At 70.9% G+C, this 21981-nt stretch carries 23 protein-coding genes; 15 read left to right on the top strand and 8 right to left on the bottom strand.

What is annotated here, in order from left to right:
- The first annotated feature begins 99 nt into the window (after positions 1-99).
- From bioB to AB0C82_RS26530, 4 genes are all read left to right on the top strand, one after another.
- Positions 100-1296 (top strand): biotin synthase BioB, encoded by a 1197-nt coding sequence (gene bioB, locus AB0C82_RS26545; RefSeq protein ID WP_362846440.1) that lies wholly within the window; start codon positions 100-102, stop codon positions 1294-1296.
- The gene (locus AB0C82_RS26540) at positions 1289-2593 is read left to right on the top strand and encodes an adenosylmethionine--8-amino-7-oxononanoate transaminase (RefSeq protein WP_362846438.1); all 1305 of its coding nucleotides are present in this window, start codon (positions 1289-1291) and stop codon (positions 2591-2593) included. Before bioB ends, AB0C82_RS26540 begins: the two co-directional genes overlap by 8 nt.
- A 1-nt stretch (position 2594) precedes the next feature.
- Positions 2595-3281, top strand: coding sequence for a dethiobiotin synthase (bioD, locus tag AB0C82_RS26535; RefSeq protein ID WP_362846436.1), 687 nt, complete (start codon positions 2595-2597; stop codon positions 3279-3281).
- Between the two features lie 91 nt (positions 3282-3372).
- Positions 3373-4050 carry a class I SAM-dependent methyltransferase gene (locus tag AB0C82_RS26530; RefSeq protein WP_362846666.1) on the top strand — a complete coding sequence of 226 codons (678 nt, stop codon included), beginning with the start codon at positions 3373-3375 and terminating at the stop codon, positions 4048-4050.
- A gap of 5 nt (positions 4051-4055) precedes the next feature.
- Here the strand turns inward: AB0C82_RS26530 and AB0C82_RS26525 are convergent, their stop codons facing one another.
- The 3 genes from AB0C82_RS26525 to AB0C82_RS26515 all read right to left on the bottom strand — a co-directional run bounded on the left by AB0C82_RS26525 (position 4056) and on the right by AB0C82_RS26515 (position 5263).
- Positions 4056-4559: a hypothetical protein gene (locus AB0C82_RS26525; RefSeq protein ID WP_362846434.1), complete on the bottom strand. Its 504-nt coding sequence runs from the start codon at positions 4557-4559 to the stop codon at positions 4056-4058.
- A gap of 108 nt (positions 4560-4667) precedes the next feature.
- Positions 4668-5039: a fic family toxin-antitoxin system, toxin component gene (locus AB0C82_RS26520; RefSeq protein WP_185302072.1), complete on the bottom strand. Its 372-nt coding sequence runs from the start codon at positions 5037-5039 to the stop codon at positions 4668-4670.
- Positions 5036-5263 (bottom strand): antitoxin, encoded by a 228-nt coding sequence (locus tag AB0C82_RS26515; protein ID WP_362846432.1) that lies wholly within the window; start codon positions 5261-5263, stop codon positions 5036-5038. Before AB0C82_RS26515 ends, AB0C82_RS26520 begins: the two co-directional genes overlap by 4 nt.
- Before the next feature lie 137 nt (positions 5264-5400).
- Between AB0C82_RS26515 and AB0C82_RS26510 the strand changes: the two genes are divergently transcribed.
- The 6 genes from AB0C82_RS26510 to mug all read left to right on the top strand — a co-directional run bounded on the left by AB0C82_RS26510 (position 5401) and on the right by mug (position 11699).
- Entirely contained in the window at positions 5401-5835 is a 435-nt protein-coding gene (locus tag AB0C82_RS26510; protein WP_362846430.1) for a GNAT family N-acetyltransferase, read from the top strand.
- Between the two features lie 261 nt (positions 5836-6096).
- Entirely contained in the window at positions 6097-7434 is a 1338-nt protein-coding gene (locus AB0C82_RS26505; RefSeq protein ID WP_362846428.1) for a hemolysin family protein, read from the top strand.
- Positions 7431-8450, top strand: coding sequence for a hemolysin family protein (locus AB0C82_RS26500; protein WP_362846426.1), 1020 nt, complete (start codon positions 7431-7433; stop codon positions 8448-8450). Before AB0C82_RS26505 ends, AB0C82_RS26500 begins: the two co-directional genes overlap by 4 nt.
- 241 nt (positions 8451-8691) lie before the next feature.
- The gene (locus AB0C82_RS26495) at positions 8692-9471 is read left to right on the top strand and encodes an SGNH/GDSL hydrolase family protein (protein WP_362846424.1); all 780 of its coding nucleotides are present in this window, start codon (positions 8692-8694) and stop codon (positions 9469-9471) included.
- A gap of 194 nt (positions 9472-9665) precedes the next feature.
- Positions 9666-11108 (top strand): adenylosuccinate lyase, encoded by a 1443-nt coding sequence (gene purB / locus AB0C82_RS26490; RefSeq protein ID WP_362846423.1) that lies wholly within the window; start codon positions 9666-9668, stop codon positions 11106-11108.
- 18 nt (positions 11109-11126) lie between these two features.
- Positions 11127-11699 carry a G/U mismatch-specific DNA glycosylase gene (mug, locus tag AB0C82_RS26485; RefSeq protein WP_362846421.1) on the top strand — a complete coding sequence of 191 codons (573 nt, stop codon included), beginning with the start codon at positions 11127-11129 and terminating at the stop codon, positions 11697-11699.
- 49 nt (positions 11700-11748) lie between these two features.
- On the opposite strand, the gene AB0C82_RS26480 is transcribed toward mug, so the two are convergent.
- The 3 genes from AB0C82_RS26480 to AB0C82_RS26470 form a co-directional block, all read right to left on the bottom strand.
- The gene (locus tag AB0C82_RS26480) at positions 11749-12186 is read right to left on the bottom strand and encodes a hypothetical protein (protein ID WP_362846419.1); all 438 of its coding nucleotides are present in this window, start codon (positions 12184-12186) and stop codon (positions 11749-11751) included.
- A gap of 104 nt (positions 12187-12290) precedes the next feature.
- A complete protein-coding gene (locus AB0C82_RS26475; RefSeq protein ID WP_362846417.1) occupies positions 12291-13028 on the bottom strand; it encodes an ABC transporter permease in 738 nt (245 codons plus the stop codon).
- Between the two features lie 2 nt (positions 13029-13030).
- Complete coding sequence (locus AB0C82_RS26470; protein WP_362846415.1) at positions 13031-13969, bottom strand: ATP-binding cassette domain-containing protein; 939 nt, start codon at positions 13967-13969, stop codon at positions 13031-13033.
- Positions 13970-14078: 109 nt separating this feature from the next.
- Between AB0C82_RS26470 and AB0C82_RS26465 the strand changes: the two genes are divergently transcribed.
- From AB0C82_RS26465 to AB0C82_RS26455, 3 genes are all read left to right on the top strand, one after another.
- Positions 14079-15251, top strand: a complete 1173-nt coding sequence (locus tag AB0C82_RS26465; RefSeq protein ID WP_362846413.1) for a histidine kinase — start codon at positions 14079-14081, stop codon at positions 15249-15251.
- A 4-nt stretch (positions 15252-15255) separates the two neighbouring features.
- Complete coding sequence (locus tag AB0C82_RS26460) at positions 15256-15906, top strand: response regulator transcription factor (protein WP_362846411.1); 651 nt, start codon at positions 15256-15258, stop codon at positions 15904-15906.
- Positions 15907-16007: 101 nt separating this feature from the next.
- Positions 16008-17165, top strand: coding sequence for an ROK family transcriptional regulator (locus AB0C82_RS26455; protein WP_362846409.1), 1158 nt, complete (start codon positions 16008-16010; stop codon positions 17163-17165).
- Positions 17166-17223: 58 nt separating this feature from the next.
- Here AB0C82_RS26455 and AB0C82_RS26450 read toward each other — a convergent pair whose 3' ends face one another.
- Together AB0C82_RS26450 and AB0C82_RS26445 are read right to left on the bottom strand one after the other, a co-directional pair.
- Positions 17224-17988 carry a GntR family transcriptional regulator gene (locus tag AB0C82_RS26450; protein WP_362846407.1) on the bottom strand — a complete coding sequence of 255 codons (765 nt, stop codon included), beginning with the start codon at positions 17986-17988 and terminating at the stop codon, positions 17224-17226.
- 274 nt (positions 17989-18262) lie between these two features.
- Positions 18263-19147 carry an RNA polymerase sigma-70 factor gene (locus tag AB0C82_RS26445; protein ID WP_362846405.1) on the bottom strand — a complete coding sequence of 295 codons (885 nt, stop codon included), beginning with the start codon at positions 19145-19147 and terminating at the stop codon, positions 18263-18265.
- Between the two features lie 122 nt (positions 19148-19269).
- Here AB0C82_RS26445 and AB0C82_RS26440 point away from each other — a divergent pair, with 122 nt between their 5' ends.
- Together AB0C82_RS26440 and AB0C82_RS26435 are read left to right on the top strand one after the other, a co-directional pair.
- Complete coding sequence (locus tag AB0C82_RS26440) at positions 19270-20100, top strand: alpha/beta fold hydrolase (protein ID WP_362846403.1); 831 nt, start codon at positions 19270-19272, stop codon at positions 20098-20100.
- Between the two features lie 210 nt (positions 20101-20310).
- Positions 20311-21891 carry an alkaline phosphatase D family protein gene (locus AB0C82_RS26435; protein WP_362846401.1) on the top strand — a complete coding sequence of 527 codons (1581 nt, stop codon included), beginning with the start codon at positions 20311-20313 and terminating at the stop codon, positions 21889-21891.
- Positions 21892-21981: the final 90 nt, after the last annotated feature.

The following is a 21981-nucleotide window of genomic DNA, read 5'->3' as shown; positions in this document are numbered from 1 at the left end:
CGCAGCGGGTCAGGATGTGGCAATACCCACACCCTTCTCCGTCTCTTCTGTCTGGTTCCTCCTTGGCCGATGACCGTGCCGTACGTAAGGATCAGCGCCATGGACCTGCTGAACACGCTGGTGGACAAGGGGCTGCGGCGCGAACTGCCGACCCGCGAAGAAGCGCTCGCCGTGCTGGCGACCTCCGACGACGAACTGCTCGACGTGGTGGCCGCCGCCGGCCGGGTACGCCGCCAGTGGTTCGGGCGTCGGGTGAAACTCAACTATCTGGTCAACCTCAAGTCCGGGCTCTGCCCCGAGGACTGCTCGTACTGCTCGCAGCGGCTCGGGTCGAAGGCGGAGATCCTCAAGTACACGTGGCTGAAGCCGGACGAGGCGTCCAAGGCGGCGGCCGCAGGGGTCGCCGGCGGCGCGAAGCGTGTCTGCCTGGTGGCGAGCGGCCGTGGTCCGACGGACCGCGACGTCGACCGGGTGTCACAGACCATCGAGGCGATCAAGGACCAGAACGAGGGCGTCGAGGTGTGCGCCTGTCTCGGTCTGCTCTCCGACGGACAGGCCGAGCGGCTGCGGTCCGCGGGCGCCGACGCGTACAACCACAATCTCAACACCTCCGAGGGCACGTACGGCGCGATCACCAGCACGCACACGTACGCCGACCGGGTGGAGACCGTGCAGCAGGCACAGGCCGCCGGGCTGTCCGCGTGCTCCGGTCTGATCGCGGGCATGGGTGAGAGCGACGCGGACCTCGTCGACGTCGTCTTCGCGCTGCGCGGGCTCGACCCCGACTCGGTGCCGGTCAACTTCCTCATCCCCTTCGAGGGAACCCCGCTCGCGAAGGAGTGGAACCTCACTCCGCAGCGTTGTCTGCGCATCCTCGCGATGGTCCGGTTCGTCTGCCCGGACGTCGAGGTGCGGCTCGCGGGCGGGCGCGAGGTCCATCTGCGCTCGATGCAGCCGCTCGCCCTGAACCTGGTCAACTCGATCTTCCTGGGTGACTACCTGACGAGCGAGGGACAGGCCGGCCAGACCGACCTGGACATGATCGCGGACGCCGGCTTCGAGGTGGAGGGTGCGGGCACGACGACGCTGCCCCAGCACCGTGCGCAGGCGGGCGGTGGCTGCGGCTCGCACGAAGGCGGCTGCGGGCCCTGCGGCGACGGCGCGGACGAGCCTGCCGGGGCGGCGGAGTCTCCCGAGGCGCCGGTCGCGGATGTGACCGAGGTGCCGGGGGCGCGCACGGACCTGGTGACGGTCCGCCGCCGCGGCGCCGGCACGGACCTCGCGCCCAATGCCTGAGCCGCTCTCCCCCGCCGAGCTGCGCGCCCTGGACCGGGCACACGTCTGGCACCCCTACGGCCCGATGCCGGGCCGTCAGGAACCGCTGGTCGTGGAGTCCGCGTCCGGGGTGCGGCTCCGGCTCGCCGAAGAGGCTCACGGACAGCGCGAGTTGGTGGACGGCATGTCGTCCTGGTGGTCGGCGGTGCACGGGTACAACCACCCGGTGCTCAACGAGGCGGCGCGCGACCAGCTGGACCGGATGAGTCATGTGATGTTCGGCGGGCTCACCCATGAGCCCGCCGTGCGGCTGGCGACCCGGCTGGTGGAGATCACCCCGGAGCCGTTGCGGCATGTGTTCCTCGCCGACTCCGGTTCGGTGTCGGTCGAGGTCGCGGTGAAGATGTGCCTGCAGTACTGGCGCTCGGCCGGACAGGAGTCCAAGCAGCGGCTGCTGACCTGGCGCGGCGGCTACCACGGGGACACCTGGCAGCCGATGTCCGTGTGTGACCCCGAGGGCGGGATGCATGAGCTGTGGTCGGGCGCGCTGCCCCGGCAGGTCTTCGCGGACGCGCCGCCGGACGGCTTCGACGCCGAACCGGACGAGGCGTACATCGCGCACCTGCGCGGGCTGATCGCGGACCACGCGGACGAGCTGGCCGCCGTGATCGTGGAGCCGGTGGTGCAGGGAGCGGGGGGTATGCGGTTCCACTCGCCCGCCTACCTCCGGGTGCTGCGCGAGGCGTGCGACGCCCATGACGTACTGCTGGTGTTCGACGAGATCGCCACGGGTTTCGGGCGTACGGGCAAACTGTTCGCAGCCGGCCATGCCGGTGTCTCACCGGATGTCATGTGTGTCGGCAAGGCGCTGACCGGCGGCTACCTGACCATGGCGGCGACCCTGTGCACCTCCCGGGTGGCCGAGGGCATCTCCAGCGGCAAGGTGCCCGTACTCGCGCACGGCCCGACGTTCATGGGCAATCCGCTCGCCGCGGCGGTGGCCTGCGCGTCGGTGGACCTGCTGCTGGGGCAGGACTGGGAGCGAGAGGTCCGGCGGATCGGCGACGGGCTGCGGACCGGTCTGGCGGAGGCGGCCGCGCTGCCCGCGGTCCGGGACGTCCGGGTGCTGGGCGCCATCGGCGTCGTACAGCTGGATCACGAGGTGGACATGGAGGCCGCTACGAGGGCCGCGGTGAGGGAGGGGGTCTGGCTGCGGCCGTTCCGCGACCTCATCTACACCATGCCGCCCTATGTGACGAGTGATGACGATGTGGCGAGGATCTGCCGCGCCGTGTGCGCTGCCTCGCGGGAGGGCTGAGATGACGATTCTGGTGGTGACCGGCACGGGCACCGAGATCGGCAAGACCGTGGTGACCGCGGCCGTGGCCGCGGTGGCGCGAGACCGGAGGGTCGCGGTGCTCAAGCCCGCACAGACCGGACTGGTCCCCGGGGAACACGGGGACGCGGCCGAGGTGGTACGGCTCGCGGGCGGGCATGTCACCCCGGTCGAACTGGCCCGGTTCCCGGACCCGTTGGCCCCGGCGACGGCCGCGCGCCGTGCCGGTCTCGCACCGGTGCGCCCGTACGAGGTGGCCGAAGCGGCGGGCAAGCTGGCGGTCGACCACGATCTGGTGCTGATCGAGGGCGCCGGCGGGCTGCTCGTACGGTTCGACGACGAGGGCTCCACCCTCGCGGACACCGCACGCCTGCTGGGCGCGCCCGTCCTGGTGGTGGTGCAGGCGGGGCTGGGAACCCTCAACGCCACCGCGCTGACCTCGGAAGCCCTGCGGGCCCGGGGTCTGGAGTGCCTGGGTGTGGTGGTAGGCAGTATGCCGGCCGAACCCGACCTGGCTGCCCGGTGCAACATCGACGATCTTCCGGTGGCCGCGGGCGCCCCCCTGCTGGGTGCGGTGCCGGCCGGTGCGGGATCGCTGGCTCCCCGGGATTTCCGTGCGCGTGCGGCGAGTTGGCTGTCCACGGAGCTGGGAGGGCACCGGGTGCCGTGACCGCCCGCCCGATCGCCCGCGTGCAGGGGAGAAGCAGGCGCCTGCGGGGGAGAATCGAAGGGAGCCGTACGTGTTCCTCGAGGAGGCCGTCATGCAGCTGCGCAGCAGGAAGATCCCGCGGGACGCGGTGCACCATCCCGTCTTCGCCCGGTTCTACGCCCGGATCAGTGTGGCCGCCGACGACCGGGGCGGCATCGCCGCCCATCGCGCGGAGCTGCTGGCCGGACTGTCGGGCCGCGTGATCGAGGTCGGCGCGGGAAACGGCCTGAACTTCGCGCACTACCCGGCGGCCGTGTCCGAGGTGGTGGCGATCGAGCCGGAACGGAGCCTGCGGCAGCTGGCGGTCGACGCCGCGCTGCGGGCGGAGGTCCCGGTGGACGTGGTGCCCGGCACCGCCGAGGCGCTGCCGGTGAAGAGCGAGGCCTTCGACGCGGCCGTGGCCTCCCTCGTGCTGTGCACCGTGCGGAACCTGCCGCGCGCCCTGGCCGAGATCAGGCGGGTCCTGCGGCCCGGGGGCGAGCTGCGCTTCTTCGAGCACGGGCTCGCCCCGGGCCGTGGCCTCGCGGCGACGCAGCGGGTGGTGGACCGTACGGTCTGGCCGCTGCTCTTCGGCGGATGTCACACGGCACGGGACACGATCGCCGCCGTCGAGGCCGCCGGTTTCGAGCTGGGTACCTACCGCCGACTGCGCATTCCGGAGAAGGGGATGCAACTCCCCTCATCCCCTTGCGTCCTGGGTGTGGCGCGCCGGCCCTTCTCGGACGACTGAGTCCGTCAGCCCTCGCTCTGCCCGCCGTTGTCCAGCTGGTCGGCGAAGGCCCGCAGGGCGTCGGCCAGTTCCTTCTTCGTGGGCAGCTGGTCGACCTTCGACTCCAGCTCACCGATGCGTTCGGTCAGCTCGGCGAGATCAGCGGGGGATGTCGGGGACGGGTCGCCGGGATCGCTCGGACTCGGGTGGCCCGAGGGGTCCGGGTACTCGGTGGGCTCCCCGCCACCGCTGGAACCATCGCTGGAGCCGCCGATGGGCCCGCCGGCGTCTCCCGCGCCGTCCGACGCGCCGGGACTGGGTGCCGGTGATCCGCTGGGCGTCGGTTCGCCTTCCGAGCCACCCGACACCCCGACCGTCGTACCGCCCGAGGTGCCCGTGCCCCCGTCGTCCGGGGCGCCGACGGCCAGGGCCCCGCTCACCCCCAGGATCACGGCGGCCGCCGTGCCGACGAGGGTGACCGTCATCCGCCGGGTCCGTCCGATGCTTCTCAGGCGCGCTATGCGTGTCATGCTCGGGACATTAGTGGCGGAGAGTCGCGGAAGGGTGCCTTCCGGGGATCTTGCCCAGAACGGGCCACAGTGGCCCCCCGCGAGCCTGCCCGGGCGGGCGCCCCGGAGTCACACGCTCCACTGGCGCAGTTCCTCGGCGATGGCCCGGACGTCCGCCTTCCCCTCCTTGACCAGCCTGGCCAGGTCACGCACCTGTTCGGGCGAGGTGATGACCTTCAGCCCCGAGGCGACGAGGTAGCCGTAGGCGACGGCGGAGGCGAACATCGCGTTGGAGTGTTCGAGCGCGGGCACGTGGAGCAGCAGTTGCAGCAGGGCGGCGGCACGGGAGTGGGGGTCGCTGTAGACGGGGCTGCCGAAGATCTCCGCTTCGTGGCGGCTCACCGCGGCCACGAGTGCGCCCCAGTCGACGACCTGCGGATCTCCGGGCGTCTTGTGCTCGGCGACCATGAGCAGCCAGGAAAGGTCGATCTTCACGTTCAACGGGCTCGCTCGCCCTCCGCACCGAACTCGTCCGCGAAAACCGACTCGTACTGCTTCATGAAGTCGGCCGCGGCTTCGACGAAGGTGTGTCCCACTTCGCCCGCGTCCTGCTTCACGAGCTCCTCGATGTAGCGGTTCACGCTCATCCCCCTCTGCAGCGCGCGCTGTCGCGCGGCCTCGGCGGTGGCCTCGTCCACTCGTACGTTCAGCTGAGTCTTGGGCACCCCCTCACGCTAGCGCGCCTGCGCTAGCGCCAGCAAGGGCGGCCGCGCGGTGCTCCGTACACGTGCAGCGGCAGGCCCCGGCAGGACCCGCCCGTATGCCGGAATCCTCTCGACGGCCCCGCCCCGCCGGTGATGGGATGACCGCCATGAATGATCTTGCGATACGCGCCGCCCGTGCCGACGATCTGGACCTTGTCCTGGCCTTCTGGGAGGTGGCTGCCGAGGGCACCAGCATCAGTGACGACCAGGACGGCGTACGGCGGCTGGTGGCCCGCGATCCCGGCGCACTGCTCCTCGCGGAGCTGGACGGTGTCCTCGCCGGAACCGTCATCGCGGGCTTCGACGGGTGGCGGTGCCACCTGTACCGGCTCGCGGTCGATCCCGGCCTGCGCCGACGGGGCATCGGCACGGCTCTCCTCGCCGCGGCGGAGGAACGATTCGCGGAGCTGGGCGGGCGGCGCGGCGACGCGATGGTCCTCGACCACAACGACCTGGCGCAGCGGGCGTGGCGCGCAGCCGGGTACGCAGTGCAACCCCAGTGGAGCCGCTGGGTGAAGCCCCTCGCCGGCTGAGGCGCTGCGGCTGAGTCCCCGCACGGAGCCTCCGCGCCGCGCGCACGAGCCGCCGCCGCGCCGCCGCACGCACGCGATCCGCCGCCGCACACCGGGCGCCCGGCGGACGCGCCGACCCGGGCGGCCTTACGATGGCCTGTCATCGACCGACTCCCACGAAAGGTGTGAGCGTCCGCCCATGGGCGAGCCTCCCAGTAGCCGACGTCGCGTTCATCGCGCGCTCCCCCTGTCCCTGCATGATCATGGGACGGAGGTGAACCGATGACCGAAGTGCTGCTGCTCCTCGTGGCGCTCCTGCTCTCGCTCGCGTGCGGAGCCTTCGTGGCGGCGGAGTTCTCCCTGACCACGGTCGAGCGCGGGGAGCTTGAGCGGGCGGTCGAGCGAGGGGACCGGGGGGCGGCCAGCGCCCTCAAGGCCGTCCGCAGCCTCACCTTCCAGCTGTCCGGCGCGCAGCTCGGCATCACGGTCACCAACCTGGTAGTCGGCATGCTCGCCGAGCCCTCCGTCGCCAAGCTCATCCGAGGGCCCCTGGAGGCGCTGGGCGCCTCCCCCGGCGTGGCGTCCTCGGTTGCATTGGTGCTCGGCACCGCGCTGTCCACCGTCGTCCTGATGGTGGTCGGCGAGCTCGTCCCGAAGAACTGGGCGATCTCCTCACCCCTGGCCGTGGCGAGGAGAGTGGCCACACCGCAGCGGGTGTTCACCGCCCTGTTCCGGCCTTTCATCAGCCACCTCAACAACACCGCCAACCGCATCGTGCGCCGCTTCGGCCTCGAACCGGCCGAGGAGCTCGCCTCCGCCCGCAGCCCGCAGGAGCTCGTGGCTCTGGCACGGCACTCCGCGAAGGAGGGCGCGCTGGAGGCGGACACCGCCGAACTCTTCGTCCGCACCCTCAACCTGTCGGAGCTGACCGCCGAGAACGTGATGACCCCGCGCGTCCAGGTGACCGCGCTGGAGGTGCAGGCCACGGCCGAGGACGTCGCGAACGCGACGCGCGCGACCGGTCTCTCCCGCTTCCCCGTGTACCGCGGCAACCTCGACTCGGTCGTCGGCGTCGCCCACATCAAGGACGTCCTGGCGATCCCCGCCGACGAAAGGCACCGCAGGAGGGTCTCGGAGATGCTCCGTGAGCCGCTGCTCGTACCGGAGACCCTCACCGTGGACCGGCTGCTCGACCGGCTGTCCGGCAAACTGGCCATGGCCGTCGTCATCGACGAGTACGGCGGTACGGCGGGTGTCGTCACGCTGGAGGACATCGTCGAGGAAGTCGTCGGCGAGGTACGCGACGAGCACGACCCGCACGAGACACCGGACCTCGCCCGGGCCGGCGAGGACGCCCACGGACGCACGCTCTGGTCCGCCGACGGCGCTGCCCGCACCGACCAGCTGCGGAGGATCGGGCTGCGCGTGCCGGAGGGACCGTACGAAACCCTCGCCGGACTGATCGCCGCCGAGGTGGGACGCATCCCGGTGGTCGGTGACACCGTCGATCTGGCCGGGTGGCGCATCGACGTGGTCGACGCCTCCGGGCGCCGCGCCGCGCGCGCTCTCCTGCACGCGCCGCTTGCCGGTTCCCACGAGCTGACGGAGAACGAACGATGACCGCCGTCCAGCTCTTCATCGGTCTGCTGACCCTCGTGGTCAACGCCTTCTTCGTCGGCGCGGAGTTCGCGATGATCTCCGTACGCCGCAGTCAGATCGAACCCGAGGCGGAGGCGGGCAACCGGCGCGCCAAGAGTGTCATCTGGGGCCTCGAGCACGTGTCGGCGCTCCTCGCGGCGGCGCAGCTCGGCATCACGCTGTGCACGCTGGTGCTGGGTATCGTCGCCGAACCAGCCATCGCCCATCTGCTGGAGCCGGTGTTCGACGTGCTCGGTGTGCCGCACGGACTGGTGCATCCGCTGTCGTTCGTCATCGCCCTGACCGTGGCGACGTATCTGCACATGCTCCTGGGCGAGATGGTGCCCAAGAACGTCGCGCTCGCCGAGCCCTCCCGCAGCGCGCTGCTGCTCGGCCCTCCGCTGGTGGCACTCGCCCGTGGACTGCGCCCGGTGATCTTCGCGATCAACGCCTTCGCGAACGTGCTGCTCAAGCTCTTGCGGGTGGAGACCCGGGACGAGGTCTCCGCGACCTTCTCCGACGACGAACTGGCCCGGCTGGTGAAGGACGCCGGGGACGCCGGTCTGGTCGACGACCGTTCGGCGGAGCGGCTGCGTCACGCGCTGGAACTGGGCCGCCGCCCGGTACGCGATGTCGTCCTGCAGGTGGCCCAGGTGGTCTCCACCCGGGTCGGGACGACGCCCGAGGAACTGGAACGGCTCTCGTCGGAGACCGGCTTCTCCCGCTTCCCCGTCATGGACAGCGAGGCGCGGATCCTGGGCTACCTGCACGTGAAGGACGCACTCGACGCGACTCCGCGCGATGTCCCGTTCCCGGTGACGGCGATGCGTCCGATCGCCCGGGTACGGGAGTCGACGCCGCTCGACGACGTCCTGAACGCGCTGCGGCGCAGCCGTACCCACCTGGCGGTCGTCGTCGACGAGAACGACAGGATGGCCGGGCTCGTCACGATGGAGGACGTACTGCGCGAGCTGGTGGGACGCCCGCAGGGACGCTGAGGCGGTCCCGCTCCGGTCCCGCTCCCGTTCGCCCGGCCCGGGAAGGGGCGCGATCCGGCTCCACGGATACGGACAACCGGATACGGAGAGCCGGATACGGAGAGCCGGAGCGGGAGACGCCTGCTGTCGGGCTGGCTGCTACCCGGTGACCGGGCCGCCCTACTGGGCAGTAGTCGCGCGATCTACTGAGCGGTAGCCGGCGCGGGACGCACCGGATACCGCGCGGTACGATCGCAGAGCCATGGAAACGAATGCCTCCTACACCAGTTTCGTCGCGATCGGCGACTCCTTCACCGAGGGCATGTCGGACCTGCTGCCTGACGGCTCCTACCGGGGCTGGGCCGACGTCCTGGCCTCCCGCCTCGCAGCCCGCGCCCCGGGATTCCGGTACGCCAACCTCGCCGTGCGCGGAAAGCTGATCGGCCAGATCGTCGACGAACAGGTCGATGTCGCCGCAGCCATGCGGGCCGACGTGGTCACGCTCGTGGGCGGGCTCAACGACACCCTGCGGCCCAAGTGCGACATGGGCATGGTGCGGGCGCGGCTGGAGGAGGCCGTGGAGCGTCTCGCGCCGTCCTGCGGGCAGCTGGTGCTGATGCACAGCCCGGGACGCAACGGCCCGGTGATGGAGCGCTTCCGTCCGCGGATGGAGGAGGTGTTCTCCCTGATCGACGACCTGGCGCACCGGCACGGGGCACTGGTGGTCGATCTGTACGGCGCCGCTTCCCTCGCCGACCCGCGGATGTGGGACGTCGACAGGCTGCATCTCACGGCGGAGGGCCATCGCAGGGTGGCCGAGGCGGTGTGGCAGACACTGGGGCTTCCGGCCGAGCTCGACTGGCGCACGCCGATGCCGGCGACGGTGCCGCCCCGCTGGGCGGTGCGGCGGGTCGACGACGTCCGGTTCGCCCGGCAGCATCTGGCACCGTGGATCGGGCGACGGCTGACGGGCCGGTCGTCCGGCGACGGCCGCCCGGCGAAGCGCGCCGAGCTGCTGCCGTACGAGCCACCGCTCGGCTGACCCCCGCAGAACCGCGCTTCCACGCATCCCTGCGCACCGCCGCGCCTGTACACCCCACACCCTCAAGGTGCTCGCACCCCTCCGGCCGGGCTTCCCGCCTTCCCGGCCGGCCTTCACGCCTTCCCGGCCTCGTAGCAAGCCACAAGTGAACCCGCGGCGCTGGCCTGCACAAACCGCCAGTAGAATCTGGACACGTGACTGCTGTGTCTGCGAAGCCTCGCATCCCCAATGTCCTGGCCGGCCGCTACGCCTCCACGGAGCTGGCTGTCCTCTGGTCCCCCGAGCAGAAGGTGAAGCTGGAGCGTCAGCTGTGGCTGGCGGTGCTGCGCGCTCAGAAGGACCTCGGGATCGAGGTGCCTGACGCCGCCCTCGCCGACTACGAACGTGTACTCGACCAGGTCGACCTGGCCTCGATCGCCGAGCGCGAAAAGATCACCCGGCACGACGTGAAGGCCCGGATCGAGGAGTTCAACGCCCTCGCCGGCCACGAGCAGGTCCACAAGGGCATGACGTCCCGGGACCTCACGGAGAACGTCGAGCAGCTCCAGATCCGGTTGTCGCTGGAACTGATGCGCGACCGCACGGTGGCGGTCCTGGCCCGCCTCGGCAAGCTGGCGGGCGAGTACCGCGAGCTGGTCATGGCCGGCCGGTCCCACAACGTCGCCGCACAGGCGACGACGCTCGGCAAGCGCTTCGCGACCGCCGCGGACGAGATGCTGGTGGCGTACGCCCGGCTGGAGGATCTCCTCGGCCGCTACCCGCTGCGTGGCATCAAGGGCCCCGTGGGCACCGCACAGGACATGCTCGACCTGCTCGGCGGTGACGCCGGGAAGCTCGCCGACCTGGAACAGCGCATCGCCGGACACCTCGGCTTCGCCCAGGCCTTCACCTCCGTCGGCCAGGTCTACCCCCGCTCACTCGACTACGACGTCGTGACCGCGCTGGTCCAGCTGGCCGCGGCTCCCTCCTCCGTCGCCAAGACCGTGCGGCTGATGGCCGGACACGAGCTTGTGACCGAGGGATTCAAGCCCGGCCAGGTCGGTTCGTCCGCCATGCCGCACAAGATGAACACCCGCTCCTGCGAGCGTGTCAACGGCCTGATGGTGATCCTGCGCGGTTACGCCTCGATGACGGGCGAGCTGGCGGGCGACCAGTGGAACGAGGGCGACGTGTCCTGCTCGGTGGTCCGCCGAGTGGCCCTGCCCGACGCCTTCTTCGCATTCGACGGCCTCCTCGAGACGTTCCTGACGGTGCTGGACGAGTTCGGAGCGTTCCCCGCGGTCGTGGCGCGTGAACTGGACCGTTACCTCCCGTTCCTCGCCACCACCAAGGTCCTCATGGGTGCGGTCCGCGCCGGCGTCGGCCGGGAGGTCGCACACGAGGCGATCAAGGAGCACGCGGTCGCCTCGGCGCTCGCCATGCGGGAGCAGGGGGCGGAGCGCAACGAACTGCTGGACAAGCTGGCCGCCGACGACCGCATCCCGCTGGACCGCGCGGCGCTGGACGCGCTGATGGCCGACAAGCTGTCCTTCACGGGCGCGGCGGGCGACCAGGTCACTGTCGTGGTCTCCCGGATCGAGGAGATCGCCAAGCAGCACCCGGAAGCCGCGGCTTACACCCCCGGCTCCATCCTCTGACAGCCAGAACCCCACCGGATGACACCCGAAGAACTCCTGGCCGCCCGCGACCGCATCGTTCCCGATGTGGCCGTGGGCGGTCTGCGTGTGCTGTTCTGCGGGATCAACCCGAGCCTCATGACCGCCGCCACCGGCTTCCACTTCGCCCACCCCGGCAACCGCTTCTGGCCGGTGCTCCACCTGTCGGGCTTCACCCCCCGGCGGCTGAAGCCGTCCGAGCAGTACGAGCTGCCGGCGCACGGCCTCGGCATCACCAACCTCGTCGCGCGAGCCACGGCGCGGGCGGATGAACTGAGCGCCGCCGAGTTCCGCGCAGGTGCTGAACTGCTGACGGACAAGGTGGCGCACCTGGCTCCGCAGTGGCTCGCCGTCGTCGGAGTCACGGCCTACCGCACGGCCTTCGGCGAACGCCGTGCGCAGATCGGCCCGCAGGAGCGGAGGATCGGCGACGCACGGGTCTGGGCTCTCCCCAACCCGAGCGGGCTCAACGCCCACTGGACCGTTCGCACGATGGCCGACGAATACGCCCGCCTCCGAGCCGCCGCGTTCCACGACGGCCCCGTCCCCGGCGAGAAGCCGGCCTCCGGCTGAGTCCCGGCCCGCCCACGCCGTCCGGACCGAGCGAGCGACCATCCGCGCCTCAGGGCGGGTCTATCACTGTCACCAGCACACTCAGCTCGCAGCCCGGCCCGTCGTTCTCCAGGTGGAGCCCCACCGCGATCCAGCGTTCCTCGATCCTCCAGAGCTGGAGATACTCGCAGCCCGCCACCGGGTCGGCCCAGGGCTCGGGTATCTCCTCCCCCGCCATCATCCGCGCCTGCGCACTCCACAGACTGACGGTTTCCGGCTCACCCCAGCGGAGCGTGAGCAGCGTGAGCAAGGTGTCGTGCTCGGCGAGGCACTGCGCACGGCGCTCCGGGTCTCCCGTCCCGTCTCTTTCCAGGTCCTCGTCCTCGACGTGCAGGAACGCCGTGTGGTAGCCGGGCCCGCTGACTCCCGAGCCCGCCGGAGTGCGCTCCGTGGGAAAGGCCCGGGCACGCATCCCGTCGATGAGGCGAAGGTGGTGTGCGGTCGTCATTCCGTCAGTAAACCGTCCGACACTGACAAGTGACGCCCTGCCGGGCCTGAGGGGCGGGGCCTGGGGCGCCGGCGCCCCGCGCCTCCCTCTTGCGCGCACCTGAGTTACGCGTCCCGCTTCCGCACCGCCCACCAGCCCGCCAGCAGCGCGGCTCCGGCCCAGGCCGCTGTGACGGCCAGCCCCGCCCACGGGCCCAGACTGCCCTGTGGACTCTGGTGCAGCACCAACTGCCCGGCGCGGTCCGGCAGATACTGGGCAACTCCTCCGGCTATGTCCCCGACCACGAAGGAGACGATGAGGATGAAGGGGATGAGCAGGCTCAGGACCGCGGTCGCGCTGCGGAGCAGGGCCGCGAGCCCCGCGGCGAACAACGCCATGAGCGCCAGATAGACGCCACCGCCGAAGGCGGCGCGCAGCGCGCCCGGTTCCCCGAGCCCGATCGCGTACTCGCCCATGAACAGCTGACCCACCAGGAACGAGGAGAAGCTGGTGAACAGACCCACGAGGAGGGCGAGCCCGCCGACGACCGACATCTTGGCGAGGTAGAAGAGTCCTCTGCGGGGCACGGCCGCGAGCGATATGCGCAGAGCACCGTTCAGGTACTCGGAGGACAGAGCCACGGCACCGAAGCTGATTGCCGCGATCTGCCCGAAGTTCAGTGCGTAGAACGCGTCGAAGACCGGCTCGGCACCTTCGTTGTCCGCCTCCGCCTGGCCGACCGTGGCGAAGGTGAGCACCGTGATGGCCAGCGTTGCGGCGAAGACGGCTATCAGCGAGCCCGCGACCGACCGGACCGACTTGATTTTGATCCACTCTGAGCGGAGAACCGCGGTCGTCGACATGGTCAGGCCTCCTGGCGAGTGGTCGGGGTTCCTCCGGTGGACGCGAATTCCGTCTCTTTCGCCGTGAGGTCGAGATATGCCTGCTCCAAGGTGGTCTGCTCGTCGAGCAGTTCGAGGATGGGGATGCCCTCGAAGGCGGCTATGGTGCCGATCTCCTCCGCCCTCACACCCTCGACGGTCCACCGGCCGTCGTCTTCCTGCACCGGGTCGTGCCCCTTCCGTATCAAGGCGTCCCTGAGCCGCGTCGACTCGGTCGTGCGCAGCCGCACCCGGGGCTTCCCGCGGGAGTCGAGGAATTCCTTCATCGGCAGATCGGCCAGCAGCCGGCCCTTGCCGAGAACCACCAAGTGGTCGGCGAAGGAAGAGGTCTCGTTCATCAGATGGCTGGAGACGAGGACCGTACGGCCTTCGCGTGCGAGCCTCTTCATCAGCTCACGTATCCAGACGATGCCCTCCGGGTCCAGCCCGTTCGACGGTTCGTCCAGCATCACCACCTCCGGGTCGCCGAGGAGAGCGGCGGCAATGCCTAGGCGCTGGCGCATACCGAGTGAGAAGGTCTTGATCCGCTTGCCCCCGACCTGGCTGAGGCCGGCCTCCTCGAGCACCTCGTCGACCCTCGCGTCGGGGATCCCGTTGCTGGCGCTGAGGGCCAGCAGGTGATGCCGAGCGGTCCGCGACCCGTGGGCCGCCTGGGCGTCGAGCAGCGCGCCGACCTTGCGCAGCGGGTTGTCGAGCCGTGCGTACGCCTGTCCGCCGATGGTCGCCGTGCCGCCGGTGGGCCGGTCCAGTCCGAGGACGAGCCGCATGGTGGTCGACTTGCCCGCGCCGTTGGGGCCGAGGAAGCCCGTGACCCGGCCTGGCCGCACGCTGAACGTGAGGCGGTCCACGGCGCGGGTGGCGCCGTACTCCTTGGTGAGCTCATGAACGTCGATGCTGGTCATGTCCTCAGCCTGGCCGTCGTCCACCCTCTACGGCCTCCCCCGCCGGGGTGGATCATCTCCCTCGCCAGGGGGAGGCCGCCGCCACAGCCGCGGTGGCACGATGGCTCGCATGTACCGCTTCCTCGCTCCGCTGGCCCGGCCGGCCACGTACAGCCGCTGGCTGCATCTCGTCAGCCCGGCCGCGGTCGCCAGCGTGTGGCTGTTCATCTCCCCGGACAAGCCGTGGATGCTCGCGCTCATGGCGGTGCCGGTCGGACTTGTCCCGGCGATGCGCCTGGCCGAAGGAGTCCAGGGGCAGTTGCTGCTCACACCGTGGGAGCGCGGCAGACCGGATGCCTCGATCTCGGTGGCGGCCGCGTCGACGTGGCCGGATCGCTGGCGGACGGTGCTCTGGCTTGAGCTTCGGCTCCTGTTCGCGGTACCGGTGATGTTCGCGACGGTCTGGCTGCCGGCCACCTCCGTCGATCTCGTCGGTATGGCCTTCGGGAAGGGGCCCAGTAACGACTGGCTGGTGCGGGGAGTGGAACCGCACTGGTGGTACGGCCTCCTGGCCCCCGTACCGGTCCTTGTCCTGCTCGCCGTCGTCACGGTGGGCGGTGACGTCGCGGCGGCAGCCGCCCGTTGGCTGCTCGGACCGACCGCCACCGAGAGGTTGACGGCCCTGGAGGAGCGCACCGAGCAACTGCTGGAGCGCAATCGCATCGCGCGAGAACTACACGACTCGATCGGGCACGCACTGACTGTGGCTGTCGTACAGGCCGGCGCCGCGCGCGCGGCGAACGATCCGGCGTTCACGGAGCGGGCCCTCGCCGCGATCGAGGAGACGGGACGGGAGGCGTTGGACGACCTGGAGCGGGTGCTGAGGGTGCTGCGTGAGTCGGGCACCCCGGCAAGCGGGCGACCCACGCTGGTGGAGGCGGACCGGCTCCTGGATTCCGCTCGTGGTTCGGGCGCGGAGGTCGTCGCCGAGGTGTCCGGCGCGCTCGATCTTGTGCCCGCTCCGGTGTCCCGCGAGGGATATCGCATCCTTCAGGAGTCCCTCACCAACGCACTGCGTCACGCCGGCTCCGTGACCGTCCGGGTGCGCATCAGCGTGGTGGACGGGTGGCTGGAGCTCGAAGTGATGAATCCGCTCACGGGCGCGTCGAGCATGTCGGGCGGTGGCAGCGGGTTGCGGGGCATCCGGGAGCGGGCCGCCCTGCTGGGCGGGAAGGCGAAGACGGGCCCCTACGACGGCGAATGGAGAGTGCACGCGAGCCTTCCGCTGGAGCACATACGCTGAGTGGATGCCGGTTACCGTACTTCTGGTCGACGACGAACCTCTCGTACGCGCGGGTCTGCGTGCGGTCCTTGAGGCACAGCCCGATATCAAGGTGGTGGGCGAGGCGGGTGACGGTGCCGCGGTGATCCCGCTGGTGCGTCAACTGCGGCCCGACGTGGTCGCCATGGATGTGCGTATGCCGCTGATGGACGGCATCGAAGCGACCAGGGTGGTGCTGCGGACGATGCAGGATCCGCCGAAGATCCTGGTGGTGACGACGTTCGAGAACGACGAGTACGTCTACGAGGCGCTCCGGGCGGGAGCCGACGGCTTTCTGCTGAAGCGGGCGCGGCCCGCCGAGATCGTGAACGCGGTGCGGCTGGTGGCCGAGGGGGAGTCACTGCTGTTCCCGGCCGCTGTCCGGCGGCTCGCCGCCGAGTACGGCACGAACAAGGCGCGGGCCGCCATGGAGCTGGCCTCGCTCACCGAGCGGGAGGAGGAGGTGCTCCGGTTGATGGCCAGAGGGCTCTCCAACGCGGAAATCGCCGCCAAGCTCGTCGTCGGGGTGGAGACCGTCAAGTCGCATGTCAGCGCCATCCTGGCCAAGTTGAGGGCGAGGGACCGGACCCAGGCGGTCATCGCCGCGTACGAGTCCGGCTTCGTGGCGCCGCGCTGACGCAGGTCACCTCTCGGTACCGGCTGCGTCCGGTGGTCGCTGGGTCCCCGACCAGCGAGTACGATCCGGCAGAACATGCGCGCGAGCTGGGAGGACACACCGTGGGCCGGCTGACCGGCGGGGACCCGTCACTGTTGAGGCGGATCAATTCCGCGGTGGTACTGCACGCCCTGCGGGGCGCGGGTTCTCCCACGCTGACGGACCTGACCCGGATCACGGGGCTCTCCCGCCCCACGGTCGAGGGTGTCGTCGAGGGCCTCTTCGAGGCCGGGCTGGTCGTCGAGGCCCAGGCCGACGAGGGCGAGGCCCGGCGGCAGGGCAGGCCGGCCAGACGGTTCCGCTTCCGGGCCGAGGCCGGGCATCTGCTGGGTGTCGAGATCGGGCCGCACCGGGTCTCCGCGCTGTTGTCGGGGCTGGACGGCCGGATCATCGGTGCCGGATCACGTGCGGTGTCCGAGACAGCGGGGGCCGACGACCGGCTGGACCAGGTCAGGACGGTGATCGCGGATCTTCTGCGACGGTCCGGGGTGGCCCGGAGCAGTCTGCGTGCGGTCGGTGTGGGCAGCCCGGGCATCGTCGAGGCCGACGGAACCGTACGGCTGGGGACCGCGCTGCCGGAGTGGACCGGGCTCGCCCTCGGCGAGCGGCTCAGGCGTTCGTTCCGCTGTCCGGTGCTCGTGGAGAACGACGCCAACGCCGCGGCGGTGGCCGAGCACTGGAAGGGCGCGGCGACCGAGTCGGACGACATCGTGTTCGTTCTGGCGGGCCTGAGCCCCGGGGCCGGCTCGTTGATCGGCGGGCGTCTTCATCGCGGGTTCCATGGGGCGGCCGGTGAGATCGGTGCGCTGCACCTGCTGGGCCGGGACGTGACCCCTGAGCATCTGCTGTCCACGACGGACACCCCGCTCGATCCGCTGGACGAGCACGCTGTGGCCGCTGTCTTCGCGGAGGCGCGGAGGGGCGATGCCGGTGCTCAGGCGGCCGTCGAGCGCTTCAACCAGCGGCTGGTCCACGATGTGGCGGCCCTGGTGCTCGCGCTCGACCCGGAGCTCGTGGTGATCGGCGGCTGGGCAGCGGGGCTGGACGGCGTTCTCGATCCCCTGCGCGGGGAGCTGGCCCGCTACTGCCTGCGCCCGCCCCGGGTCACGCTCTCCCTGCTGGGCGAGGCCGCTGTGGCGACGGGTGCTCTGCGGCTGGCACTGGACCACGTCGAGGAGCAGCTGTTCGCGGTGGAGGGCACGGCGACGGCCCGCCGCTGATGGCGACGGGCCGTACCGAGCACCTGGGCGGGCAGGCCCGGGGCGGGAGTGCGGAGGGTCAGGAGGCCTGCTGCGCCTGCTCTTCGTGACTGATCTCCAGGGCGCCCGAGTCACCGAAGGTGAGCCGGCAGGTGTCGGCCCGGTAGGTGGCCACGGACACGGCCGCCGTGCCGCCTGCCGCGAAGTAGCGCGTGGTGACCACGAGTACGGGGGCCCCAGGAAGCCTGTCGAGTTCCTTGGCGTCGTCCGCCCGGGCGGAACCGAGCTCCACGGAGCGGTCCTGGCCGTTGAGGCCGAGCCGGTCCAGCTCGCGCAGGACGCTCCGCGCGCGGGCGGGACCCGAAGGGGCGTCGATGGCGGAGAGGGCGGGCACCGAGGAGGCGGGGACGTAGAGGAACTCCGCCGCGAGCGGCTGACCGTGGCTCACGCGGACACGGCGGACCCGGTGCACGGTGTCCCCGGTGGGAACGTCGAACATGGCGCTCACGACCGCCGGGGCGGCCCCGGTGGTGCAGTCGACGGGCTGCCACGTCTCACCGGCACCACCCGTCCAGTCCTGCTGGGCGGTGGACACGGCGACACCCACGCGGGGCGGAGCGACCGTGGTCCCGACGCCGCGGCGGCGCTGGAGCCTGCCTTCGAGTTCGAGCTGCTCGAGAGCCTGCCGGAGCGTGGCTCGGGCGACACCGAACCGGGCAGCGAGGTCCCGCTCGTTGGGCAGGATCTCCCCCACCGCGAAGTCCGAGTCGAGTGCCTCACTGAGCACGGTCTTGAGGTGCCAGTACTTCGGCTCCTGCACCGATTCCAGCTGCGTGGTCCCCACCCTGTCCTCGCAATCGCCCCGCGGCTTTCCGCGACGTTATTTATTAAAGGTTCCTGTCTTAACGTTGTGACCATAGGACGGCACACCCCCTTGGTCAAGACCAATCCTTCAGTAGTGACGGAGTGAAACGGGGCCGCACCGCAGAGCGTTCACAGGACGTTCTTGGTGCCGTGAGGCGCGCGCAGCACAAAGCCCCACGTCGGGGCGGGTCCGTGGGGCTCGATGCTTGGGTCACGAAGGGATCGGGCGCTAATTGGTGCGCGGCGGGCCAGAGTTACTCGACGGGAAGTCCGGATAGTTTGTCTGGGTTACGGATGAGATAGGCGCATTGAATGACGCCGTCCCTGATGTCCACCTGGAAGAAGGTGTCCGGCTTGCCGCCGGAGAGGATCACCAGCGCCACGCCGCCGTTGAGCTCGGTGAACCGGAACTCCATGTCCGGCGCCTGCTCCTGACTGACGGCGATGAGGAAGCGGCCGACCTTGTCCGCCGTCTCGATGATCCGCCGCGGCGCCTTCGCCTTGCCCCCGCTGTCGCTGACGAGGCGCACATCGGGCGCGAGCAGCGCGAGGAGCTGTTCGAGGTCGCCGCCTGACGCCGCGGCGAGGAAGCGTTCCGTCAGGTCGCGGCGCTCGGCGGGGTCCACGTCGTAGCGCGGCTTGCCCTCCTCCACATGGCGCTTCGCGCGCCCGGCGAGCTGACGCACGGCGGCCTCGGTCCGGTCGAGTGCGGTGGCGATCTCCGCGTACGGGAATCCGAACGCCTCGCGCAGCACGAAGACGGCGCGCTCCAACGGCGAGAGGGATTCCAGGACGACCAGTACGGCGAGCGACACGGAATCGGCGAGGACCGCCCGCTCGGCGGTGTCGGGCACGGAGGGACCGAAGTCGGTGACGACCGGTTCGGGGAGCCAGGGGCCGACGTACGCCTCGCGCCGCGACTGGACCTGGCGCAGCCGGTCGATGGCGAGGCGGGTGGTGATCCGTACGAGATAGGCCCGCGGTTCCCGTACGTCGTCGCGGTCCGCCGAGGACCAGCGCAGCCACGCCTCCTGCACCACGTCCTCGGCGTCGGCGATGCGACCGAGCATCCGGTAGGCCACTCCGGTCAGCACGGGCCGGTGTTCTTCGAAGAGATCGGTCACGGTATCGGCAGTCACCGTCCCATCCCAGCCCAACCCGGGGGCGCTGTCCAGCGGGAATCGCACGGCCCCTTGAACTACAAGCTACCGATCGGTAATCCTTTGTTGACGCAACGTCTAAATCCTCTGGGAGCAGCCGTATGGCCACCACGGCCTCGTTCACCGCCGGTTCCGCCGGAGAGCGCCACAGCGTGTCGATAGCGTACGAGCGAACCGGATCCGGAGAGCCGCTGCTGCTGCTCCACGGCATCGGACACCACCGTCAGGCGTGGGACCCGGTGCTGCGGATCCTTGCCGCGGAGCGGGATGTCATCGCCCTGGACCTCCCCGGATTCGGCGCCTCCCCCGGGCTGCCGGACGGCCTCCCGTACGACCTGGCCACCGTGGCTCCCGTGCTCGGCGCCTTCTGTGAGGAGATCGGTGTCGGACAGCCGCATGTCGCGGGGAACTCCCTGGGCGGCCTGCTCGCCCTGGAGCTCGGCCGTCTCAAGCTCGTCCGGTCGGTGACGGCGCTGTCCCCGGCCGGATTCTGGACACAGGGCGAGCGCCGCTACGCCTTCTCGACGCTGCGCGCGATGCGCCGGGCCGCCCTGTCGATGCCGGCTCCCCTGATCCAACGGCTCTCAACCCGGGCGGTCGGCCGCGCCGCGCTGACGAGCACCATCTACGCCCGGCCCGGCCGCCGTTCACCCGAGGCCGTGGTCGCCGAGACCTTCGCCCTGCGGGAGGCGACCGGCTTCCATCAGACCCTGGCGGTCGGCAGGAGTGTCGCCTTCACGGACGACGTGCCCGGCCTCCCCGTGACCATCGCCTGGGGCAGCCAGGACAGGCTGCTGCTGCGCCGGCAGGGGATCCGCGCCAAGCAGACCATCCCCGGGGCCCGCCTGGTGCGGCTGCCGGGCTGCGGTCATGTCCCGATGAACGACGACCCGGCGGCGGTGGCGCGCGTCATTCTCGACACGAGCCGCTGAGCGGTCCGGTCCCGCGGCGGTACGTCGGTGCCCGAGGGCGGGGCCCAGATGCCCAAGAGCGGCCGAGGGCAACCCAGGGTGCCCAGGAGCGGCCAAGGGCCAAGGGCCACCTGTTCACCTGGGGTTGGGCCGGTGGCCGCCCTCGGGCACTAGGCATGGGTCGGCAGCAGTCAGCTCGCCCCGACCGCCCCTCGCCCTGGAGGCCCACCGATGTCGTCGCGTCCGCACGTCCCTCACCCCGGCCGTCGCACCCTCCTGCGCGGCTCGCTCCTCGCCTCGGCCGCCGTCGCCCTGCCGGGCACCGTCGCCGCCGCCCCCGCCTTCGCGCTCTCCGGCCGGCCCGGTGCGGCATGGGGTGTCCAGACGGGTGCGGTGACCTCGTCGTCCGCCCTGGTGTGGGTGCGTTCGGACCGTCCGGCGCAGATGCTCGTGGAGACGTCGGCCACGGAGTCGTTCCGCAGGGCCCGCAGATGGCACGGCCCGCTTATCGGGTCCCGCACGGACTTCACCGGCACGACCGCCCTGTACGGGCTGCCGCCGGGCGAGCGGGTGCACTACCGGGTGACGCTCACCGACCCGCACGATCCGCGCCGGACGGGCAGGCCGGTGTACGGATCGTTCCGGACGGCGCCCGCGCGGCGCCGCGACGGTGTGCGCTTCCTGTGGTCGGGCGACATCGCGGGCCAGGGCTGGGGCATCAACCCCGACATCGGGGGCTACCGGGTGTACGACGAGATGCGCCGCCTCGACCCGGACTTCTTCCTCTGCAGCGGCGACAGCATCTACGCGGACGGGGTCATCGAGCCGAGCGTGACGCTGCCCGACGGCCGGATCTGGCGCAACATCACCACCGAGGAGAAGGCGAAGGTCGCCGAGACGCTCGACGAGTACCGCGGCAACTTCCGGTACAACCTGCTCGACGAGAACGTGCGCGCGTTCAACGCGCAGGTGCCCTCCATCGTCCAGTGGGACGACCACGAGGTGCGTAACAACTGGTATCCCGGCCAGATCCTCGACGACCCGCGCTACACCGAGAAGAACGTCGACGTGCTGGCGGCCCGTTCGTCGCGGGCGTTCAGCGAGTACGTCCCGGCACCGGCTGCGCACGGGCCCTCCGCCGGGAGGCGGATGTACCGCGTCGTACGCCACGGGCCGCTGCTGGACGTCTTCGTCCTGGACATGCGCTCCTTCCGCAACGCCAACTCCCCCAACCGGCAGGCCGACGACACCACCGGCATCCTCGGCGCCGAACAGCTCGCCTGGCTCAAGCGGGAACTGTCGCGGTCGCGTGCCACCTGGAAGGTGATCGCCGCGGACATGCCGCTGGGGCTGGTCGTCCCGGACGGGGCGACGAACTTCGAAGCGGTCGCCCAGGGCGATCCCGGCACCCCGCTCGGCCGCGAACTGCAGGTGGCCGAACTCCTGCGGCACATCAAGCGGCAGCGGATCACCGGCACGGTGTGGCTGACGGCCGACGTCCACTACACCTCGGCGCAGCACTACTCCCCCGAGCGTGCGGCCTTCAAGGACTTCGCGCCCTTCTGGGAGTTCGTCTCGGGCCCGCTGGCCGCCGGCGGATTCCCGGCGAACAAGCTCGACGCCACCTTCGGCCCCGACCGGGTCTTCCTGCGGGCTCCCGAGCGGGCGAACGTCTCTCCCATGGAGTCGCCGCAGTACTTCGGCGAGGTGGACATCGACGGAGACAGCGGCGAGCTGACGGTACGGCTCCGCGCCCAGGGCGGAACCGTCCTGTTCACCAAGGTGCTCCAGCCGGGGCTGACCGGCCAGTGAGTCCCCCCAGGACGGCTCGGGGCGGTCCGGTGGATAACCAACAAAAAGAGGAGGATAGTCAGCCAGATCCACACGTAACCCATCAGTCAC

Source organism: Streptomyces sp. NPDC048560, from assembly GCF_040650955.1.
Taxonomy (GTDB): domain Bacteria; phylum Actinomycetota; class Actinomycetes; order Streptomycetales; family Streptomycetaceae; genus Streptomyces.
Note: the sequence above shows the minus strand (reverse complement) of the source record. Positions and strands in the feature narration are given on the sequence as shown.

Bases quoted from the DNA above. Each gene is read 5' to 3' on its own strand.
- bioB (WP_362846440.1), top strand. From the start codon at position 100: ATGGACCTGCTGAACACGCTGGTGGACAAGGGGCTGCGGCGCGAACTG.
- AB0C82_RS26540 (WP_362846438.1), top strand. From the start codon at position 1,289: ATGCCTGAGCCGCTCTCCCCCGCCGAGCTGCGCGCCCTGGACCGGGCA.
- bioD (WP_362846436.1), top strand. From the start codon at position 2,595: ATGACGATTCTGGTGGTGACCGGCACGGGCACCGAGATCGGCAAGACC.
- AB0C82_RS26530 (WP_362846666.1), top strand. From the start codon at position 3,373: ATGCAGCTGCGCAGCAGGAAGATCCCGCGGGACGCGGTGCACCATCCC.
- AB0C82_RS26525 (WP_362846434.1), bottom strand. From the start codon at position 4,559: ATGACACGCATAGCGCGCCTGAGAAGCATCGGACGGACCCGGCGGATG.
- AB0C82_RS26510 (WP_362846430.1), top strand. From the start codon at position 5,401: ATGACCGCCATGAATGATCTTGCGATACGCGCCGCCCGTGCCGACGAT.
- AB0C82_RS26505 (WP_362846428.1), top strand. From the start codon at position 6,097: ATGACCGAAGTGCTGCTGCTCCTCGTGGCGCTCCTGCTCTCGCTCGCG.
- AB0C82_RS26500 (WP_362846426.1), top strand. From the start codon at position 7,431: ATGACCGCCGTCCAGCTCTTCATCGGTCTGCTGACCCTCGTGGTCAAC.
- AB0C82_RS26495 (WP_362846424.1), top strand. From the start codon at position 8,692: ATGGAAACGAATGCCTCCTACACCAGTTTCGTCGCGATCGGCGACTCC.
- mug (WP_362846421.1), top strand. From the start codon at position 11,127: ATGACACCCGAAGAACTCCTGGCCGCCCGCGACCGCATCGTTCCCGAT.
- AB0C82_RS26480 (WP_362846419.1), bottom strand. From the start codon at position 12,186: ATGACGACCGCACACCACCTTCGCCTCATCGACGGGATGCGTGCCCGG.
- AB0C82_RS26475 (WP_362846417.1), bottom strand. From the start codon at position 13,028: ATGTCGACGACCGCGGTTCTCCGCTCAGAGTGGATCAAAATCAAGTCG.
- AB0C82_RS26470 (WP_362846415.1), bottom strand. From the start codon at position 13,969: ATGACCAGCATCGACGTTCATGAGCTCACCAAGGAGTACGGCGCCACC.
- AB0C82_RS26465 (WP_362846413.1), top strand. From the start codon at position 14,079: ATGTACCGCTTCCTCGCTCCGCTGGCCCGGCCGGCCACGTACAGCCGC.
- AB0C82_RS26460 (WP_362846411.1), top strand. From the start codon at position 15,256: ATGCCGGTTACCGTACTTCTGGTCGACGACGAACCTCTCGTACGCGCG.
- AB0C82_RS26440 (WP_362846403.1), top strand. From the start codon at position 19,270: ATGGCCACCACGGCCTCGTTCACCGCCGGTTCCGCCGGAGAGCGCCAC.
- AB0C82_RS26435 (WP_362846401.1), top strand. From the start codon at position 20,311: ATGTCGTCGCGTCCGCACGTCCCTCACCCCGGCCGTCGCACCCTCCTG.